The sequence below is a fragment of the Kitasatospora sp. NPDC048540 genome (assembly GCF_040651175.1).
Classification (GTDB): Bacteria; Actinomycetota; Actinomycetes; order Streptomycetales; family Streptomycetaceae; genus Kitasatospora.
This window is the reverse complement of record NZ_JBEZIR010000168.1, coordinates 1-15,882: the sequence shown is the minus strand read 5'-3', so window position 1 is coordinate 15,882 and position 15,882 is coordinate 1. Positions and strand designations below refer to the sequence as shown.

At 75.2% G+C, this 15,882-nt stretch carries 13 protein-coding genes; 10 read left to right on the top strand and 3 right to left on the bottom strand.

The genetic code is table 11. The features are described 5' to 3' along the window. Positions 1 to 238 precede the first annotated feature (238 nt). From AB0D08_RS36985 to cobA, 9 genes are all read left to right on the top strand, one after another. A complete protein-coding gene (locus AB0D08_RS36985; protein WP_033825929.1) occupies positions 239 to 727 on the top strand; it encodes a sigma-70 family RNA polymerase sigma factor in 489 nt (162 codons plus the stop codon). A gap of 328 nt (positions 728 to 1,055) precedes the next feature. Beyond that, positions 1,056 to 1,550, top strand: coding sequence for a GNAT family N-acetyltransferase (locus AB0D08_RS36980; RefSeq protein WP_033825928.1), 495 nt, complete (start codon positions 1,056 to 1,058; stop codon positions 1,548 to 1,550). A gap of 484 nt (positions 1,551 to 2,034) precedes the next feature. Next, positions 2,035 to 3,057, top strand: a complete 1,023-nt coding sequence (locus tag AB0D08_RS36975) for an ATP-binding cassette domain-containing protein (protein WP_359894723.1) — start codon at positions 2,035 to 2,037, stop codon at positions 3,055 to 3,057. Between the two features lie 8 nt (positions 3,058 to 3,065). Next, entirely contained in the window at positions 3,066 to 3,797 is a 732-nt protein-coding gene (locus tag AB0D08_RS36970; protein ID WP_063794556.1) for a methionine ABC transporter permease, read from the top strand. A gap of 103 nt (positions 3,798 to 3,900) precedes the next feature. Further along, entirely contained in the window at positions 3,901 to 4,737 is an 837-nt protein-coding gene (locus tag AB0D08_RS36965; RefSeq protein ID WP_033825926.1) for a MetQ/NlpA family ABC transporter substrate-binding protein, read from the top strand. 234 nt (positions 4,738 to 4,971) lie between these two features. Further along, positions 4,972 to 5,616 (top strand): GNAT family N-acetyltransferase, encoded by a 645-nt coding sequence (locus AB0D08_RS36960; RefSeq protein ID WP_359894721.1) that lies wholly within the window; start codon positions 4,972 to 4,974, stop codon positions 5,614 to 5,616. A gap of 189 nt (positions 5,617 to 5,805) precedes the next feature. Beyond that, complete coding sequence (gene cbiE, locus AB0D08_RS36955; protein WP_359894720.1) at positions 5,806 to 7,056, top strand: precorrin-6y C5,15-methyltransferase (decarboxylating) subunit CbiE; 1,251 nt, start codon at positions 5,806 to 5,808, stop codon at positions 7,054 to 7,056. A gap of 563 nt (positions 7,057 to 7,619) precedes the next feature. Next, positions 7,620 to 11,321 carry a nicotinate-nucleotide--dimethylbenzimidazole phosphoribosyltransferase gene (gene cobT / locus AB0D08_RS36950; RefSeq protein WP_359894718.1) on the top strand — a complete coding sequence of 1,234 codons (3,702 nt, stop codon included), beginning with the start codon at positions 7,620 to 7,622 and terminating at the stop codon, positions 11,319 to 11,321. Between the two features lie 92 nt (positions 11,322 to 11,413). Continuing rightward, on the top strand, positions 11,414 to 12,646 hold the full coding sequence (gene cobA, locus AB0D08_RS36945) for a uroporphyrinogen-III C-methyltransferase (protein WP_051813081.1): 1,233 nt from the start codon (positions 11,414 to 11,416) through the stop codon (positions 12,644 to 12,646). Between the two features lie 310 nt (positions 12,647 to 12,956). Here the strand turns inward: cobA and AB0D08_RS36940 are convergent, their stop codons facing one another. Continuing rightward, positions 12,957 to 13,475 carry a hypothetical protein gene (locus AB0D08_RS36940; RefSeq protein WP_359894716.1) on the bottom strand — a complete coding sequence of 173 codons (519 nt, stop codon included), beginning with the start codon at positions 13,473 to 13,475 and terminating at the stop codon, positions 12,957 to 12,959. Between the two features lie 202 nt (positions 13,476 to 13,677). On the opposite strand from AB0D08_RS36940, the gene AB0D08_RS36935 reads away from it, so the two are divergent. Next, positions 13,678 to 14,484 (top strand): RNA methyltransferase, encoded by an 807-nt coding sequence (locus tag AB0D08_RS36935; protein WP_033822021.1) that lies wholly within the window; start codon positions 13,678 to 13,680, stop codon positions 14,482 to 14,484. Positions 14,485 to 14,545: 61 nt separating this feature from the next. Here the strand turns inward: AB0D08_RS36935 and AB0D08_RS36930 are convergent, their stop codons facing one another. After that, entirely contained in the window at positions 14,546 to 14,806 is a 261-nt protein-coding gene (locus AB0D08_RS36930; protein WP_033822020.1) for a hypothetical protein, read from the bottom strand. 110 nt (positions 14,807 to 14,916) lie between these two features. After that, positions 14,917 to 15,726 carry a hypothetical protein gene (locus AB0D08_RS36925; protein WP_359894714.1) on the bottom strand — a complete coding sequence of 270 codons (810 nt, stop codon included), beginning with the start codon at positions 15,724 to 15,726 and terminating at the stop codon, positions 14,917 to 14,919. Positions 15,727 to 15,882: the final 156 nt, after the last annotated feature.

Here is a 15,882-nt window from a genome sequence, read left to right as displayed (position 1 = left end):
GCGGGGGCAAGTGCGCGAGGGGGGGTGGGGGGGGGGGGGGGGGGGGCGAGGGGGGGTGATTGTTCCCCGCCGTCGCCGGGGTGCCGGCAGGTTGGCTTCCGCTTCGCGCAGTTCCGCCCCCAGCCTCCGGCCGGGGGTACCCCCAGCGCCCCTGTGCTGCGCCGCTCGTGGGCACCCGAACGGGTGGTCCCGGGGTGGGGGCCGTGTCGGTGTGGGGGAGTGTTGCGGTCATAGGGGTGTGATCCCCGTTGCCGAACTCCGAGCCGAGCTGGTGCCATTCGTGGCCGTCCTGGCGCGTGGGTGCGGGGTGGACGCCGAGGACCTGGAGCAGTCGGTCTGGCTGGGGGCCGTGGAACGGGCCCGGGTGGGTGGCCTGCCGGCCCGTCCGGGGGCGTGGCTGCGGGGGCTGGCGGTGCGGACGGCGCTGGCGGCGCGTGAGCGGGCGGTGGAGACACCGGTGCCCGTGGTGACCCAGCGTCACCTCGGACCGGCCGAACAGCTCGCCAGGACCGAGCTCCACCGGGCCGTCCGCCGGGCCCTGGCCGCCCTTCCCGGCCGGTGCCCCGCCCTGCTGGCGGCGCTCGCCCAGTCACCGGAGCTGTCGTACCGGCAGCTGTCCGAACGCCTCGGCGTGCCGCGCGGCTCGCTCGGCCCGACCCGCTCCCGGTGCCTGGGCTGTCTGCGGGCGCTGCTCGCGGCCCGGAGCGCGGACTGGGCGGCGGACTGAGCCGCGGACCTCGCCGCGGACGCGGGCCCGAGCGCCGAGAGTCCGGTGAAGGTCGAGTGATGCTCGACACGTCGGGCGTCCGGGAGGTTGAGGGCGGCCGACGGCTGGGTAGAGCGGTGGCGAACGTCGCTCTTGACGGTCGTCCGCCGTTCCGGATACTGAGCGTGAGCGCTGATCCGGGCCAGGCGGACGGTGATGTCGTCCGGAGGGACCGGAGCAGCGCTTTTTCCCGGACCGGGCCGATCCCCGTCCGGGCACACCTCGGTAGGCGGCCGGTGCGAGACCCTCACTCGTCGCGCCGGGCACGATCCATGGGGAGGCCCCGTACATGGGCATGAGTGTGAGCATCTCGGCGGCGACCGAGCAGGACGCGGAGCAGATCCTCAAGCTGCAGTACCTCGGGTACCAGAGCGAGGCCGAGCTGTACTCGGACTGGACGATCGATCCGCTGACCCAGAGCCTGGACAGCCTGCGGGAGGAGATCGCCGAGCGGCACGTGCTGGTTGCGCGCCTCGGCGACGAGGTGGTCGGCACGGTACGCGGCTGGGTCGACGAGCAGGGTGTCGGCCACATCGGCCGGCTGGTGGTCCACCCGCGGATCCAGCGGCACGGGCTGGGCCGCCGGCTGCTGGACGCGGTCGAGCGCCGGCTGAGCACCGAGCACGCGGTGAGCGGGTTCGAGCTGTTCTCCGGCCACCGCAGCCTCGCCAACCTGCGCCTGTACGCCCGCCAGGGGTACCGCCAGACCTCCGTGCGGGAGGTCTCCCGCCGGCTGAGCATCGTGACCATGGAGAAGCCGGTCGCGACCTCGCTCGCAGCCTGATCCCCGGCCGTTCCCGGCCCGCCGACGGCGCCCCCCTCCACCGGAGTCGGGCGCCGTCGGCCTTGTGGCACAAGGCTCGTGTCCGCATTTCGGACAGCGGGTCCTGTTCATTGGGACCGTGCCCATATGTCTGATTTACTAGCTCGTATGACTGCGACGACGAAATGCACCCCCACCGGCACCGCGCCGGCAGGTGAGCGATGCATGTGCCGTCGAATGTGTCGCCGCTGAGGGCCACCGTCCCTGCGCTCGCGCCCCGAAGCGAGTAACTCCCCGCGCGCCGTCACCGGCGTGTCCGCCCGCCGGTCACTGATGACCCGCCAGGGCCGTGTCCCCGCGCGTCGCCGCCCTTCCGGCGGTCACTTCCGTCGTGGAACACGTACCTAACCCCCCTCTTCACCTGCACCGGCGTGCTCGGCATGCCGCTGACCGCCTCCGGCATGCCGGCCGCAAAGCCGTCCGCCCACGAACAACGGAAGCAGCTGTGATCACCACCAAGGACCTCAGGAAGGTCTACCGCTCCGGCGGCCGCGAGGTCACCGCCCTCGACGGCGTCGACCTGCACGTCCGCGAGGGCGAGGTCTACGGAGTCGTCGGCACCAGTGGCGCCGGCAAGTCCACCCTCATCCGCTGCGTCAACATGCTGGAGCGGCCCAGCTCCGGCACGGTCACCGTGGACGGCCTCGACCTCACTGCGCTCTCCGGCAGCGAGCACCGCGCCGGACGCGAGCTGCGCGAGGCGCGCCGCCGGATCGGCATGGTGTTCCAGCACTTCAACCTGCTCTCCTCGCGCACCGTGCAGGAGAACGTCGAACTGCCGCTGGAGATCATCGGCCAGGACCGCACCACCCGGCGCCGCCGCGCGGCCGAACTGCTGGACCTGGTCGGCCTCGCCGACAAGGCGCGCAGCTACCCGAGCCAGCTCTCCGGCGGCCAGAAGCAGCGCGTCGGCATCGCCCGCGCCCTGGCCGGCGACCCCAAGGTGCTGCTCTCCGACGAGGCCACCTCGGCGCTCGACCCGGAGACCACCCGCTCGATCCTCGCCCTGCTGCGCGACCTCAACCGGCAACTCGGCCTGACCGTGCTGCTGATCACCCACGAGATGGACGTCATCAAGTCCGTCTGCGACTCCGCCGCCCTGATGCGCGGCGGCCGGGTGGTGGAGTCCGGCGCCCTGACCGACCTGCTCGCCACCGAGGGCTCCCAGCTCGCCCGGGACCTCTTCCCGCTCGGCGACTTCGGCTCCGGTCACCCCGGCCACACCGTCGTCGAGGTCACCTTCCAGGGCGACACCCCGGCCCAGCCGTTCATCTCCCAGCTCGCCCGCACCTACCAGATCGACATCAACATCCTGGGTGCCGCGGTGGAGACCATCGCCGGCCGGATGGTCGGCCGGATGCGGGTCGAACTGCCCGGCGGCCACCAGGACAACGTGGTACCGATCGGCTTCCTGCGCGAGCAGGGCCTCCAGGTGGACGTCCTCGCGGCGAACGGAGCGGCGGCATGAGCAACACCCTGACCTGGGACCAGATGCAGGACCTGATGTGGCCCGCCACCTGGGAGACCCTCCAGATGGTCGGCGTCGCCTCGGTCGCCACCGTGATCCTCGGTCTGCCGGTTGGCCTGCTCCTGGTGCTGACGGACCGCGGCGGCCAGTTGGAGAACCTCGCGCTGAACCGGGTGGTCGGCGCCGTGGTCAACATCGGCCGCTCGCTGCCATTCATCATCCTGATCGTGGCGCTGGCGAGCTTCACCAAGCTGATCGCCGGCACCAGCATCGGGTGGCAGGCGGCGACGGTGCCGCTCACGGTGGGCGCCATCCCGTTCTTCGCCCGGCTGGTCGAGACCTCCGTCCGCGAGGTCGACCCCGGCCTGGTCGAGGCCGTCCAGTCGATGGGCGGTTCGACCTTGACGACCGTCCGCAAGGTGCTCCTGCCGGAGGCGCTGCCCGCGCTGGTCGCCTCGGCAGTCACCACGGTGATCGCCCTGATCGGCTTCTCCGCGATGGCGGGCGTGGTCGGCGGCGGCGGCCTCGGCGACCTCGCCTACCGCTACGGCTACCTGCGCTTCCAGACCACCTTCATGTGGGTGATCGTCGCCGAGCTGGTGGTCATCGTGACCGTGCTCCAGCTGATCGGCGACCGGATCGCCCGCCGGCTCTCCCACCGCGGTGGATACCGCAGCCCGCTCGGCTCCCTGTTCGGCCGCAGCGGCACCCCCTCCGACGACGAGCCCGTCGCCTCCTGACCCCGCCGCGGCCCCACCCCGGGCCCGGCGAGAACCCGGCCGCACCCGTCCCGTCATCCACGGTCCGGGCGGCCGACCGCAACCCCGCAGAAAGGCACTTTTCGTGCGTAACGTCCTGAAGACCACCACCGTCCTCGCCACCGCCGGCCTCGCCCTGTCGCTCGCCGCCTGCAGCAGCTCCGGCTCCTCGCCGGCCGGCGCCTCCGCCGACCCGAACAAGGCGCTGACCGTGGTCGCCAGCCCCACCCCGCACGCCCAGATCCTCCAGTACGTGAAGGACAACCTGGCCGAGAAGGCGGGACTCAAGCTGAACATCAAGGTGGTCAGCGACTACGTCACCCCCAACACGGCCGTTCAGGACGGCTCCGCGGACGCCAACTACTTCCAGCACGTGCCCTACCTCGAGGACTTCAACCAGAAGAACGGCACCAGCATCGTCTCGGTCGAGCCGGTCCACCTCGAGCCGCTCGGCGTCTACTCCAAGAAGGCCAAGGCCATCGGCGACCTCAAGGACGGCGCCCAGGTCGGCGTCCCCAACGACGCCACCAACGAGGGCCGGGCGCTGAAGCTGCTCGCCGACAACAACGTCATCACCCTCAAGGGCGGCGCCGGCACCGCCGCCACCGTCCAGGACATCGCGAGCAACCCGAAGAACCTCAAGTTCAAGGAGCTGGAGGCGGCCCAGCTGCCGCGTGCCCTCGACGACCTGGACGCCGCGGTCATCAACGGCAACTACGCCCTCGACTCCGGCCTCAAGCCCGCCACCGACGCGATCCTGCTGGAGAAGGCCGAGGGCAACCCCTACGCCAACATCCTCGCCGTCAAGAAGGGCAACGAGGCCGACCCGCGGGTCAAGAAGCTGGCCGAGCTGCTGCACTCCGCCGAGGTGAAGAAGTACATCGCCGACACCTTCCAGGGTTCGGTCGTCCCGGCGTTCTGACCGGCACCCCCGCCCCCGCGTCCCGCACGCCCGTGACCGGGCCCCCGCCTCACCACGGCGGGGGCCCGGTCGTGCAGTATGCAGGGGAGACGGTCCCGTCGGGGGCGAATCTGACGTGCCGTCGCCACATCGGCGGCACACCTGACGGTCCGTCGACGGGCAGCGGGTACCCTGGCACGCCCGAGGAGGGGCGCGGCGTACCGTGTGTCCACGACCCGGCGAGGAGAGACGGCAATGGCAGCGAGCTTCCCCGAGACAGCCATCAGCACCGACCGGCTGCTGCTGCGCCCGCCCACGGACGCCGATGCCCCCAGCCTGGTCTCGATGATGGCCGACGAGCAGGTGTACGCCTGGACGGCCGTTCCCCAGCCCTTCACCGAGACCCACGCCCTGGAGTGGATCCGCACCCACGCCCCCGCCCGCCGCGCGGACGGCCGGGGCATCTGCTTCACCGTCATCGAGCACCTCACCCAGCGGGTGGTCGGCCGGGTCGAACTCCGCGGCACCGACTGGCGGCTGCGGTCCACCGAGATCACCGGGGTGACCGCCCCCTGGGCGCGCGGCGAGGGCTACGCCCCGGAGGCCGTCCTCGGGGTCGCCCAGTGGCTGTTCGAGGACCGCGGTTTCCACCGCCTGGAGCTGCGCACCGCCGCCGGGAACACCGCCGGCCAGCAGGTCGCCCAGAAGACCGGCTGCATCAGCGAGGGCGTGCTGCGCAGTGCCTGGATAGTCCGGGACGACTGGACCCCGGGGGAGCGCGGCCGCACCGCGCCGGCCGCCGGGACCCGCAGCGACCTCATCGTGTGGAGCCTGCTCCCGGAGGACCTGGACAGCCCCGAGCCCGACTGGGCCGACCGGGGCCACCTGCTCCGCGACTGACCGTACGGCCGCCGGGTCGGGCGTCGCCGGGCGGACCGGTCGGTGCACCCGGTAGCCTCTCCTGGGGCGTGCCGAGGCCGGCCGCCCGAGGGTGTGTGTCCGCACGGTTCCGGGCGTCGAGTCGATCCGCCGCGGACCGTCGGCCGGGCCCTGCGACGGGGCGGACCAGGCGAGGGAGAACAGCCGCAGATGGCTGACCGGATCACGGTCATCGGGTGGGACGGCACCCCACTCACCGAGGCGGCGGCCTCCGCGCTCGCCGGGGCGACCCTGGTGGCGGGGGCGCCCTACCAGCTGAACGCGCTGCCGGTGCCGGCCGGCGCCGAACGCATCGCCCTCGGCAGCATCGCGGCCGCCGCCCACCGGCTGGCCGAGCACCGCGGCACCGCCGTGGTCGTCGCCGAGGGCGACCCGGGCTTCTTCGGCGTCGTACGGACCCTGCGGCGGCCCGAGTACGGACTCGAACTCGAGGTACTGCCCGCCGTCTCCTCGGTCGCCACCGCCTTCGCCCGGGCCGGGATGGCCTGGGAGGACGCCCAGGTGGTGTCGGTGCACGGCGGCCGGCTCCGCCGCGCCGCCAACATCTGCCGGGCCCACCCCAAGGTCGCCGTGCTCACCACCGCCGACGCCGGCCCCGCCGAACTGGCCCTGATGCTCCGCGGCGTGCACCGCACCTTCGTGGTCTGCGAGGCGCTGGGCACCCCGGACGAGGACGTCACCGTCCTGACCTCCGAGCGGGTACCGGACCACGACTGGCGCGACCCCAGCGTGGTGCTGGTGATCGGCGGCCACCCGACCGGCACCGTCACCGAGGCGGCCGGCTGGCTCGCCGGCCGCCCGCTGGGCTTCCCCGCGCCGGAGCACGGCTGGGCGCTGCCCGCCCCGGCGTACGCGGGTGCGGGGGCGGACGACGGCGCACCGGCCGAGGAGCACGCGCTGCCGGCGCATGTCCGCGCGCTGGCGCTGGCCAGGATCGGGCCGGTCCCCGGGGACCTGGTGTGGACGGTCGGCGGAGCCGGCGGCGAACTGGCCGTCGACACCGCGCGGCTCGGCGCGGCGGTGGTCGCGGTCCAGGCGCAGGCCGACGCCCGGGCGCGGACGGCCGCAGCCGCGCGCCGCCACGCCGTCGAGGTCGAGGTGGTCCCGGGGGAGGGACCCGAGGCGCTCGGCGGACTGCCCGAGCCGGACGCGGTGGTGATCGAGTCCGGCGGCGCGGAACTGGTTCGGGCCGTCGCCGCCCGCCGCCCCGGACGTCTGGTCCTGATCGCCCGGAACCTGGCCGAGGCGGCCGACTTCCGGCAGATCGCCGAGACGGCGGGCTACCGCGTGGACGGCGCACTGCTGCAGTCCGCGCCGCTCACTCCGGCGCGCGCCGACCGCGACCGCCCCTCTTTCGGCCCGGCCGACCACACCTTGATCCTCTGGGGCCGGGCCGGCTGAGCCGGACTCAGCCCCCCGGACCCGGCCCGGTGGCACCGCACGGACCACGCGGTGTCCCCGGCCCGGGCCGCCGAGGCCCCGCGGCAGGCCGGAACCGCCCCCCACCGGGCGGCGGGCCCGCCCGGACGGTGATCCACGTCGCATCCGGACACCGATTCGGGAGACCGTCGGCCCCGGCCGGTAGGGTGGCCCCGGGCTTCGCGCGTCGGTGGATCGTGTCCGATCCTGACCGGTTGGTACCGATTTGACGCGGTGCAACCTGCATCGACACATTTCGCGCGCATTCGACGCGATGCGGGCCGGGCCGGAAGAATGCCGTAGGGTTCCGGCGCGGTCGTGCCGGTTGCCCCGGGCCGTCGTTGTTCCTGACGGTGCGCCAGCCCGGGAGGGCCGCTGCGCCGCCGGGGTGGGTGCAGCGCGCCGGAGCCGACGGCCGCCGTGTGCGCGGCGGCCGCCAGTAGGTGGAGGGGCAGGCCGTCCGCGGTCTCCTCCCAGCGGAGTTGGGCGCTGCGGTCGTGGCCGTGCCGCCAAGGTCGCGGAAGCGGCCTGGAAGGAGCTTTGACATGACCGATGGCGGCCACGTCCCGAGTGCGGGAGTACCGGAGCAGCCGCACGGCGGTGCCGACCCGCTCGGCACGCCGGACGGCACCGCCATGCCCGGCGCGCAGCCACCCGTCCAGGCCTGGGCTGGCGAGCACCGGCCCGCCTACACCTTCCTCGACCAGCTGGACGAGGACGAGGACGAGCTGCTGATGCCCGGCCCGCAGGGCTCCTGGGGCGAACCGCTGATGGGTGCCGTGGAGACCGTCGCGGTGCTCGAACACCCCGTCGTCCCCGGGCCCGCCGTCGGCCAGGCCCCCGACGCCGCCGTCCCGGCCGGGCTCAACGAGACCATGCCGCTGCGCACCATCGCCGAGCCGCCGCCGGCCGGTGTCCCGGTCGAGCCGTCCTGGCCGCCGCTCAACCCGCCGCTGCCGGTCGCCGAGGTGTTCGCCCCGGACGCCCCCGACGTGGTGCCCGCCGTCCCCGGCACCCCGGCCGCCGCGGAGCCGGTCTCGCTCCCGCTGCCGGAGCCCGCCGCCCCGCAGCCGCCCGTCGCGGAGGCCCAGCACCCGCTGACGTCCGCTCAGCCCGCGCCGCCCGTCCGCCGCCCCCTGCACGCCGGGCCGCCGATTCCGGACCCCTCGCTGATGACCGGCCACGTGCCGGTGCGCTCGCTGGCCGACCGCGGCCCGTCCGGCGCCGACCAGCAGGGCTACCAGGTCCGCCCGTTGGGCGGCACCCCTGCGCACGGCACCCCGGTCGTGGCGCCGCCGGCCGCCGAGCCCGTCGCCGTCGCTCCGGCCGAGCCGGTCCCGCCGGTCGTCGCGCCCGTCGAGCCCGTCCCGCAGCCGGTGGCCGCCGAGGCCGCAGTGCTCCCGGTCGACGCCACGCCGACCGAGCTGCCCGCCGCACCGGCGCCGATGGCCGAGCCGCCGATGGCCGAGCCGGTCGGGTCGCCGGTGGTCGAGCTCCCCGTCGTGGAGGCCCCTGCCGTGGAGACCCCGGTCGTCCAGGCACCGGTCGTCGAGACCGCGGTCGTCGTCGAGGCACCGGTCGTCGAGGCACAGGTGGCCGAGGCCCCGGCGGCCGTGTTCCCCGAGGCCATCGTCGTCGAGGCCGCCGCCGTACCGGTCGAGCTGCCCGTCGTCGAGGCCCCGGCCGAGCCCGTCGCCGTCGCTCCCGTGCTGCCGGAAGCCGCAGCGGACGCCGCACCGGCTGAGCCCGTCGAGCCCGTGGTGGCGGTGCCCGTCGCTGCGCCGGGCGACGAACAGCCCGTCGCGGAGCAGCCCGCGGCCCAGGAGGCCACCGCCGTCGCGGCACCGGGCCCGGCGGCCGCTCCCGTCTTCGTGGAGCCGGTCTTCGCCGAGCAGCAGGCCCAGGCCGGCACGGTCACCGGGACCGTCCAGGCCACCGCGGCCATCCCGGCCCAGCCGGCCGCCCAGCACCGCAGGATCTCCGCGTTCCTGGCCGCCCCCGCGCCGCACGGCCTGCCGGTGGTCGAGGCCGCGGCGCCCGCCGCGCCGGTCGCGGGCACCGGCGACCTGCTCACCGAGCCGGTCGCGCCGCCCGTGGAGCCCGTGCCCGCGCCTTCGGAGGAGTCCGCTCCCGCCGTCGTCGCCGAGGCCGCACCCGAGACTCCGCAGGAGGCCCCCGCCGAGGCGGACGCCGTCGTCCCCGTGGAGCCGGCGCCCACGCCGGAAGCCGCCCCGGAAGCCGAGGCCGCCGCGGAGACCCCCGCGGAGACCGAGCCGCCCGCCGCCCCGGCCGAGCCTGTCCAGGAGTCCGCCGAGGAGTCCGCCCAGGAGCCGCCCGTCGCCGGGCCGGCCGCGACCCCCGAAACCCCCGGGCCCGTGGAGCACCCCGCGGACGCCGTCGCCGAGGCGCCCGCCGAGCCCGCCGCGGAGCCCGCCCCGGCGGAGCCCGGCACCGCCGGGGAACCGGCCGCCGAGCCCGCCGCGGTCGAGCGCCCGCCCGCCGCACCCGGCTTCGACGAGGCCGGCCGCGAGGCCGTCCACCAGGTGATCCGCGAGCGCCGGGACGTCCGCAACGGCTTCCGCCCCGACCCGATCCCGCACGAGGTGCTGATCCGGGTGCTGGAGGCGGCCCACACCGCGCCGAGCGTCGGCTACTCCCAGCCTTGGGACTTCGTGGTGATCCGCTCCGCGAAGACCCGGCAGAAGATGCACGCCCTCGCGGAGCGCCAGCGGATCGCGTTCGCCGACTCCCTGCCCAAGGGCCGGGCGAAGCAGTTCAAGGAAATCAAGATCGAGGCCATCCTCGAGACCCCGGTCAACATCGTGGTCACCGCCGACCGCACCCGCGGCGGCCGGCACACCCTCGGCCGGCACACCCAGCCGCAGATGGCGCCGTACTCGGCCGCGCTGGCCGTCGAGAACCTCTGGCTGGCCGCCCGCGCCGAGGGCCTGGGCGTCGGCTGGGTGAGCTTCTTCGACGAGGAGGAGATGGTCCGCGAGCTCGGCCTGCCCGAGCACCTGGACGTGGTGGCCTACCTCTGCGTCGGCTACGTGGACGCGTTCCCGGACGAGCCCGAGCTGCAGCAGCAGGGCTGGGCCAAGAAGCGCCCGCTGTCCTGGGTCGTCCACGAGGAGCAGTACGGCAACCGGGCGCTGCCCGGCGAGGAGCCGCACGACCTGCTCTCCGACACCCTGCGCGGCATCCGGCCGCTGGACGCCAAGTGCCTCGGCGAGGCCTGGGACCGGCAGAAGCGGATGACCAAGCCCGCCGGGTCGCTCGGCATGCTGGAGATCATCGCCGCCCAGCTCTGCGGGCTGTCCCGCAAGTGCCCGCCGCCGATCCCGGAGCCCGCCTGCGTGGCGATCTTCGCCGGTGACCACGGTGTGCACGCCCAGGGCGTCACGCCCTGGCCGCAGGAGGTCACCGGGCAGATGGTGGCCAACTTCCTGGCCGGGGGAGCGGTGGTCAACGCCTTCGCCGCGCAGGTCGGCGCCGAGGTCTGCGTGGTCGACGTGGGCGTCAAGGCCGACCTGCCGCAGCCGGTCCAGCAGGGCCGTACCACCGGCCTGCTGCCGCGCAAGGTGAAGCCCGGCACCGACGACATGACCCAGGGCCCGGCGATGACCCGGGACGAGGCGCTGAAGGCCATCGAGGTCGGCATCGAGACCGCCCGGGACCTGGTCGCGGCCGGGAACAAGGTGCTGATCACCGGCGACATGGGCATCGCCAACACCACCGCCTCCTCGGCGCTGATCTCGGTCTTCACCGGCGCCGACCCGGCCGAGGTCACCGGCCGCGGCACGGGTATCGACGACGAGACCCACGCCCGCAAGGTCGACGTGATCCGCCGCGCCCTGGAGCTGCACCGGCCGGACCCGGCGGACCCGATCGCGGTGCTCGCCGCGGTCGGCGGCCTGGAGCACGCCGCCATCGCGGGCTTCCTGCTGGGCGCCGCCTCGCTGCGCACGCCGGTGATCCTCGACGGGGTGATCGCGGGTTCCGCCGCGCTCGCCGCCAAGGCCATCGCGCCCGAGGTGCTGGCCGCCTGCATCGCGGGCCACCGCTCCGCCGAGCCCGGCCACCAGGCGGCGCTCGCCAAGCTCGGCCTGCGTCCGCTGATCGACCTCGACCTGCGCCTCGGCGAGGGCACCGGCGCACTGCTGGCCCTCCCGCTGGTGCAGAGTGCGGCCCGGGCGATGCACGATGTAGCCACCTTCGACTCCGCCGGGGTCACCGAGAAGGCCTGACGCCTCCGCAGTCCCCGTACCGGCCCGAGGGCGCGCCGGTACGGGGACACCGTCGTAAGCAGTTCCACCCTTCCCACCCAGGAGCACCGCCGATGACCGCGCCCAAGCCGCACCCCAGCACCGAGGGTCTGACCCCGTACCCGGTGGGCCTGCTGCTCACCGACCGCCGTGTCGTGGTGGTCGGCGGAGGCCAGGTCGCGCAGCGCCGGCTGCCGGCGCTGATCGCCGCGGGGGCGGACATCCAGCTGATATCGCCGGCCACCACCCCGGCCGTGCACGCGATGGCGGACGCGGGTGAACTCACCTGGCACCGCCGCGGCTACGCCGACGGCGACCTGGACGGTGCCTGGTACGTGCTGGTCGCCACCGACGACGTGGCCGTCAACACCGCGGTGTCCGCCGAGGCCGAGCGCCGGCGGGTGTTCTGCGCCCGCAGCGACGACGCGGCCGCCGCCACCGCCTGGACCCCGGCCAGCGGCCGGGACGGCGGCGCCACCGTCGCGGTCCTCACCGGCGACCCGCGGCACTCGGCGGCCCTGCGCGACGCCGTCGTCGAGGGGCTGCGGGACGGCTCGCTGGCGGCCCGCCAGTACCGCGAGCGGACCCCGGGCGTCGCCCTGGTCGGCGGCGGGCCCGGTGACCCCGACCTGATCACGGTCCGCGGCCGCCGCCTGCTGGCCGACGCGGACGTGGTGGTCGCCGACCGCCTGGCCCCGCGCGAGCTGCTGGCGGAACTGCCCGAGCACGTCGAGGTGATCGACGCCTCGAAGATCCCGTACGGGCGTTTCATGGCCCAGGAGGCGATCAACCGGACCCTGATCGAGCACGCCAAGGCGGGCCGGTTCGTGGTCCGGCTCAAGGGCGGTGACCCGTACGTCTTCGGACGCGGCGGCGAGGAGCTGCTGGCCTGCGTGGAGGCGGGGCTGCCGGTCACCGTGGTCCCGGGCATCTCCAGCTCGATCAGCGTCCCGGCGGCGGTCGGCATCCCGGTCACCCACCGCGGCATGACCCACGAGTTCACCGTGATCTCCGGCCACGTCGGCCCGGGCGAGCGCTCGCTCACCAACTGGGACGCGGTCGCGCGGATGACCGGCACCCTGGTGCTGCTGATGGCAGTCGACAAGATCGGCGCCATCGCCGCCGAGCTGATCGCGCACGGCCGCGCCGGGTCCACCCCGGTCGCCGTGGTCCAGGAAGGCACCACCGCGGCCCAGCGCCGGGTCGACGCCACCCTGGACACGGTGGCCGCCGTCGTCGAGACCGAGCAGATCAAGCCGCCGGCCGTGATCGTCATCGGCGACGTCGTCAACGTCCTCGCCGGCTGACCCCTCCGGGCCGTCGGACGACGGTGCGGTGGCCGAGCCCGGGGGCCGCCGACGGTGTCGAGGTCCTCGCCCGCTCGCCCGCCGGGCGGTGGTGAGGCGCTGAATCTGGGGGCGGCCGACGCTCCCGAGATCCTGGCCCGCCGGCGGTCTGCCGGGCGACGCCGTGATGGCGGAACCCGAGGGTGGCCGGCGGCGTCAACGTTCTCTCCACCGAGCGTCGGGCCGATCGGGCGACGGTGAGCTGGCTGGGCCCGGGGGCCGCCGGCGGTGTCGAGGTCCTCGCCCGCTGATCTGCCCGGCCGCCCGGCGGTCAGCCCTGGCCGGCGGTCTGCCGGGCGATGGGGAGGTGGCTGAACCCGGGGACGGCCGAGCCGGTCGTCTGCTCGAAGCGGAGGATGTCGGCCAGGCCGATCCGGCGCCCGTCCGGCAGGGAGCGGTTGGACGTCCACAGCAGCAGCCGCAGCTGCGGGTTCTCGACGGTGAGCAGCTCGGCCGCGGCCTTCGGCTCACGCCCGCTGTCCGCGTTCCAGGCGGCGGCCGCCGTCCAGAAGTCCGCCAGCGCGCGCCAGCAGGCCGCGCCGCGCGGACCCAGCGCGGCCTCGGCGTCCCGGGCCGAAGCGACGTCCGGCAGCCCGTGGGACACCAGGTTCTGCACACATTCCAGCGCGGTCACCGCGAACTCGCGGTCCGCCTCGTCGGCCAGCAGCTCCTCGACCGCGCCGAGCATCCGGCCCAGGCTGCCGCCCTCGTCCCGGACCGCCCGGAACGCGGCCTCCCGGCAGACCGTCAGGTCGGCGGTGTCCTCGAGTTCCCGCCGGTCGGCGCGCACCGCGTCGAGCAGCCGCCGCGCCCTCGCCGAAGGCCTCTGCCGCCAGGGATTCCACACAGCCGGCCTCCGGTCGGTCCACCGCCGGCGACCGTCCCGCCGTACGGCTGTGATCATCGCACGGCGGCGTCCGGTGATCAGGAGCGGGTGGTCCCGCCCGGCGGCCGATTGGATTAGCGGTCGCCGACCGGGCAAGATCGGGCCCGTGTCCGAACCGAGCACCGTCACCGACCCCGCCGACCCGCGCCTGGCCGACTACACCGGCCTGACCGACGTCGAGCTCCGCCGTCGTCGCGAACCCGCGGAGGGCCTGTTCATCGCCGAGGGCGAGAAGGTCATCCGCCGGGCCCTGGAGGCCGGCTACCGGATGCGGTCGATGCTGCTGACCGCCAAGTGGCTCGGGGTGATGGCCGACGTGATCGAGGCCGCCGAGGCGCCCGTCCACCTGGTCGAGCCGGCCCTGGCCGAGCAGGTCACCGGCTACCACGTGCACCGCGGTGCGCTCGCCTCGATGGAGCGCAGGCCGCTCCCGGACGCCGCCGACCTGCTGTCCGGCGCCCGCCGGGTGGCGGTGCTGGAGGGGCTGGTCGACCACACCAACCTCGGCGCGATCTTCCGCAGCGCCGCCGCGCTAGGCATGGACGCCGTGCTGCTCTCCCCGGACTGCGCGGACCCGCTGTACCGGCGGGCCGTCAAGACCTCGATGGGCGCGGTCTTCGCGGTCCCGTACGCCCGTCTCGACCCGTGGCCCGCCGCCCTGGGGACGGTCCGCTCGGCCGGGTTCCAGCTGCTCGCGCTCACCCCGGCCGAGCACGCCGTCGACCTCGCCGAGGCGGCCCCGCACCGGCTGGAACGCGTCGCCCTGATGCTCGGCGCGGAGGGCGACGGCCTGACCCGCCACGCGCTGGCCGCCGCCGACCGGGCCGTACGCATCCCGATGGCGCACGGCGTCGACTCGCTCAACGTCGGCGCGGCCGCCGCCGTCGCCTTCTACGCCGTCACGACGGGCTGAGCACCCCCGCAGACGCCGCAGGCGCGCCACCCGGCCCGGGCGGCGCGCCTGCGGCCCTCGGTCAGCCCCGGTCGCCGACCAGTGGCAGGTCGCCCCGGCCGCCGAACTGCTGCTGGTGGACGGCCAGGTGGGTGTCGTACCCGGTCCCGTAGAAGGTCCGGTCGGCCGGGCGGTGGACGCCGGTGTGGTCGCTACCGCTGCCGTCCCGGACGCCCCGGATCGGCAGGTCGCCGGGGTTCCCGAACCTGATGCCGTGGCCGACGACGCCCCGGGCGGTGCCGCCCTGCTCACACTGGTCGAGTTTGACGTTCAGCCCGTACACCGGACCCCGGCCCGAATCCCAGGGAAGGTGCAGGGACGGGAGACGGCGCAGCGAGCCGGAGCGGCTCGTGCGGATCGCGTCCCCGGCCGGCCGGGCCGTCCGATGACCCCTCAGCCCGCGGTCCGGCCCGTACCCCCGCCGGAGATCCCGGCACCCGGCCAGGACTCCTCCAGACTGCCGTCGGCGCGGACGGTGTAGCGGGTGGTGGAGACCGCGCCAGTCTGCGACACCCGCTCCTCGCGGAGCAGCGCCCCGTTGTCGATCCGCCAGGCGGCCGCCGCCTGCGGATCTGCGGCCGAGGCCCGGGAGGCGACCAGCACGGGCTGGTCGCCGGCGAAGCCGAACAGCTGCACCAGGTCCACCGGCACCGACCCCTCGGTGCGGCGCAGCACCACCACCGTCCCCGGCGCCTCCCGGTAGCGCACCGGCAGCGCCGTGGTCAGTGCGGTCTGCGGACCCTCGGTGCTGTGCCCGTCCCGCAGCCGGACCGCCGGACCGCCGCCCGGGTCGGCGTACACCCGGTTCGGCCAGTCCGCGCTCGGCACCTGGCCCGAGGCGGGCGCGATGCCCGCTTCGCCGCCGCTGCGCGCCGCCGTGGCCAGCGGCGCGGACGCCCCGGCGCCGTCGATGGACAGCGGGGCGGGCTGCTCCGCCGGCGGCGACGCCACGGTGCCGGGCCGCTGCGGCGCGAGCCCCTGGTCGCTGCGGTTCTCACAGCCCTGCGCGGCAGCGATGGCCAGCGCGACGCCGACCGTGACCGTGACGAAGACGATCACCCGCTGCCGCAGCAGCCGGCGGCGGGAGCCGCCCGGCCGGACCGGAGGCGGGGTGTGCTGGCGGTCGCGCTGGCCCGGCGGGCGGCCGGGCGGCGGCGTGGCCGCCCGCTCCCTCGGCTGCTCGTGGTGGTCGGGCCGGGGCATCGGCGCGGTGGCCGGCTGTCCCGGCCGCCGCCGGACCAGCCGCTCGGCACCGGCCGGCCGCCGTACAGCTACGACCAACTCGGGCGCAAGACCGGGGAGTACACCGGTGACACGCCGGGCGACCCGGCGAAGCTGCTCGCCGAGTGGAGCTACGAC

Bases quoted from the DNA above. Each gene is read 5' to 3' on its own strand.
- AB0D08_RS36925 (WP_359894714.1), bottom strand. From the start codon at position 15,726: ATGCCCCGGCCCGACCACCACGAGCAGCCGAGGGAGCGGGCGGCCACG.
- AB0D08_RS36980 (WP_033825928.1), top strand. From the start codon at position 1,056: ATGGGCATGAGTGTGAGCATCTCGGCGGCGACCGAGCAGGACGCGGAG.
- AB0D08_RS36960 (WP_359894721.1), top strand. From the start codon at position 4,972: ATGGCAGCGAGCTTCCCCGAGACAGCCATCAGCACCGACCGGCTGCTG.
- cobA (WP_051813081.1), top strand. From the start codon at position 11,414: ATGACCGCGCCCAAGCCGCACCCCAGCACCGAGGGTCTGACCCCGTAC.
- cobT (WP_359894718.1), top strand. From the start codon at position 7,620: ATGACCGATGGCGGCCACGTCCCGAGTGCGGGAGTACCGGAGCAGCCG.
- cbiE (WP_359894720.1), top strand. From the start codon at position 5,806: ATGGCTGACCGGATCACGGTCATCGGGTGGGACGGCACCCCACTCACC.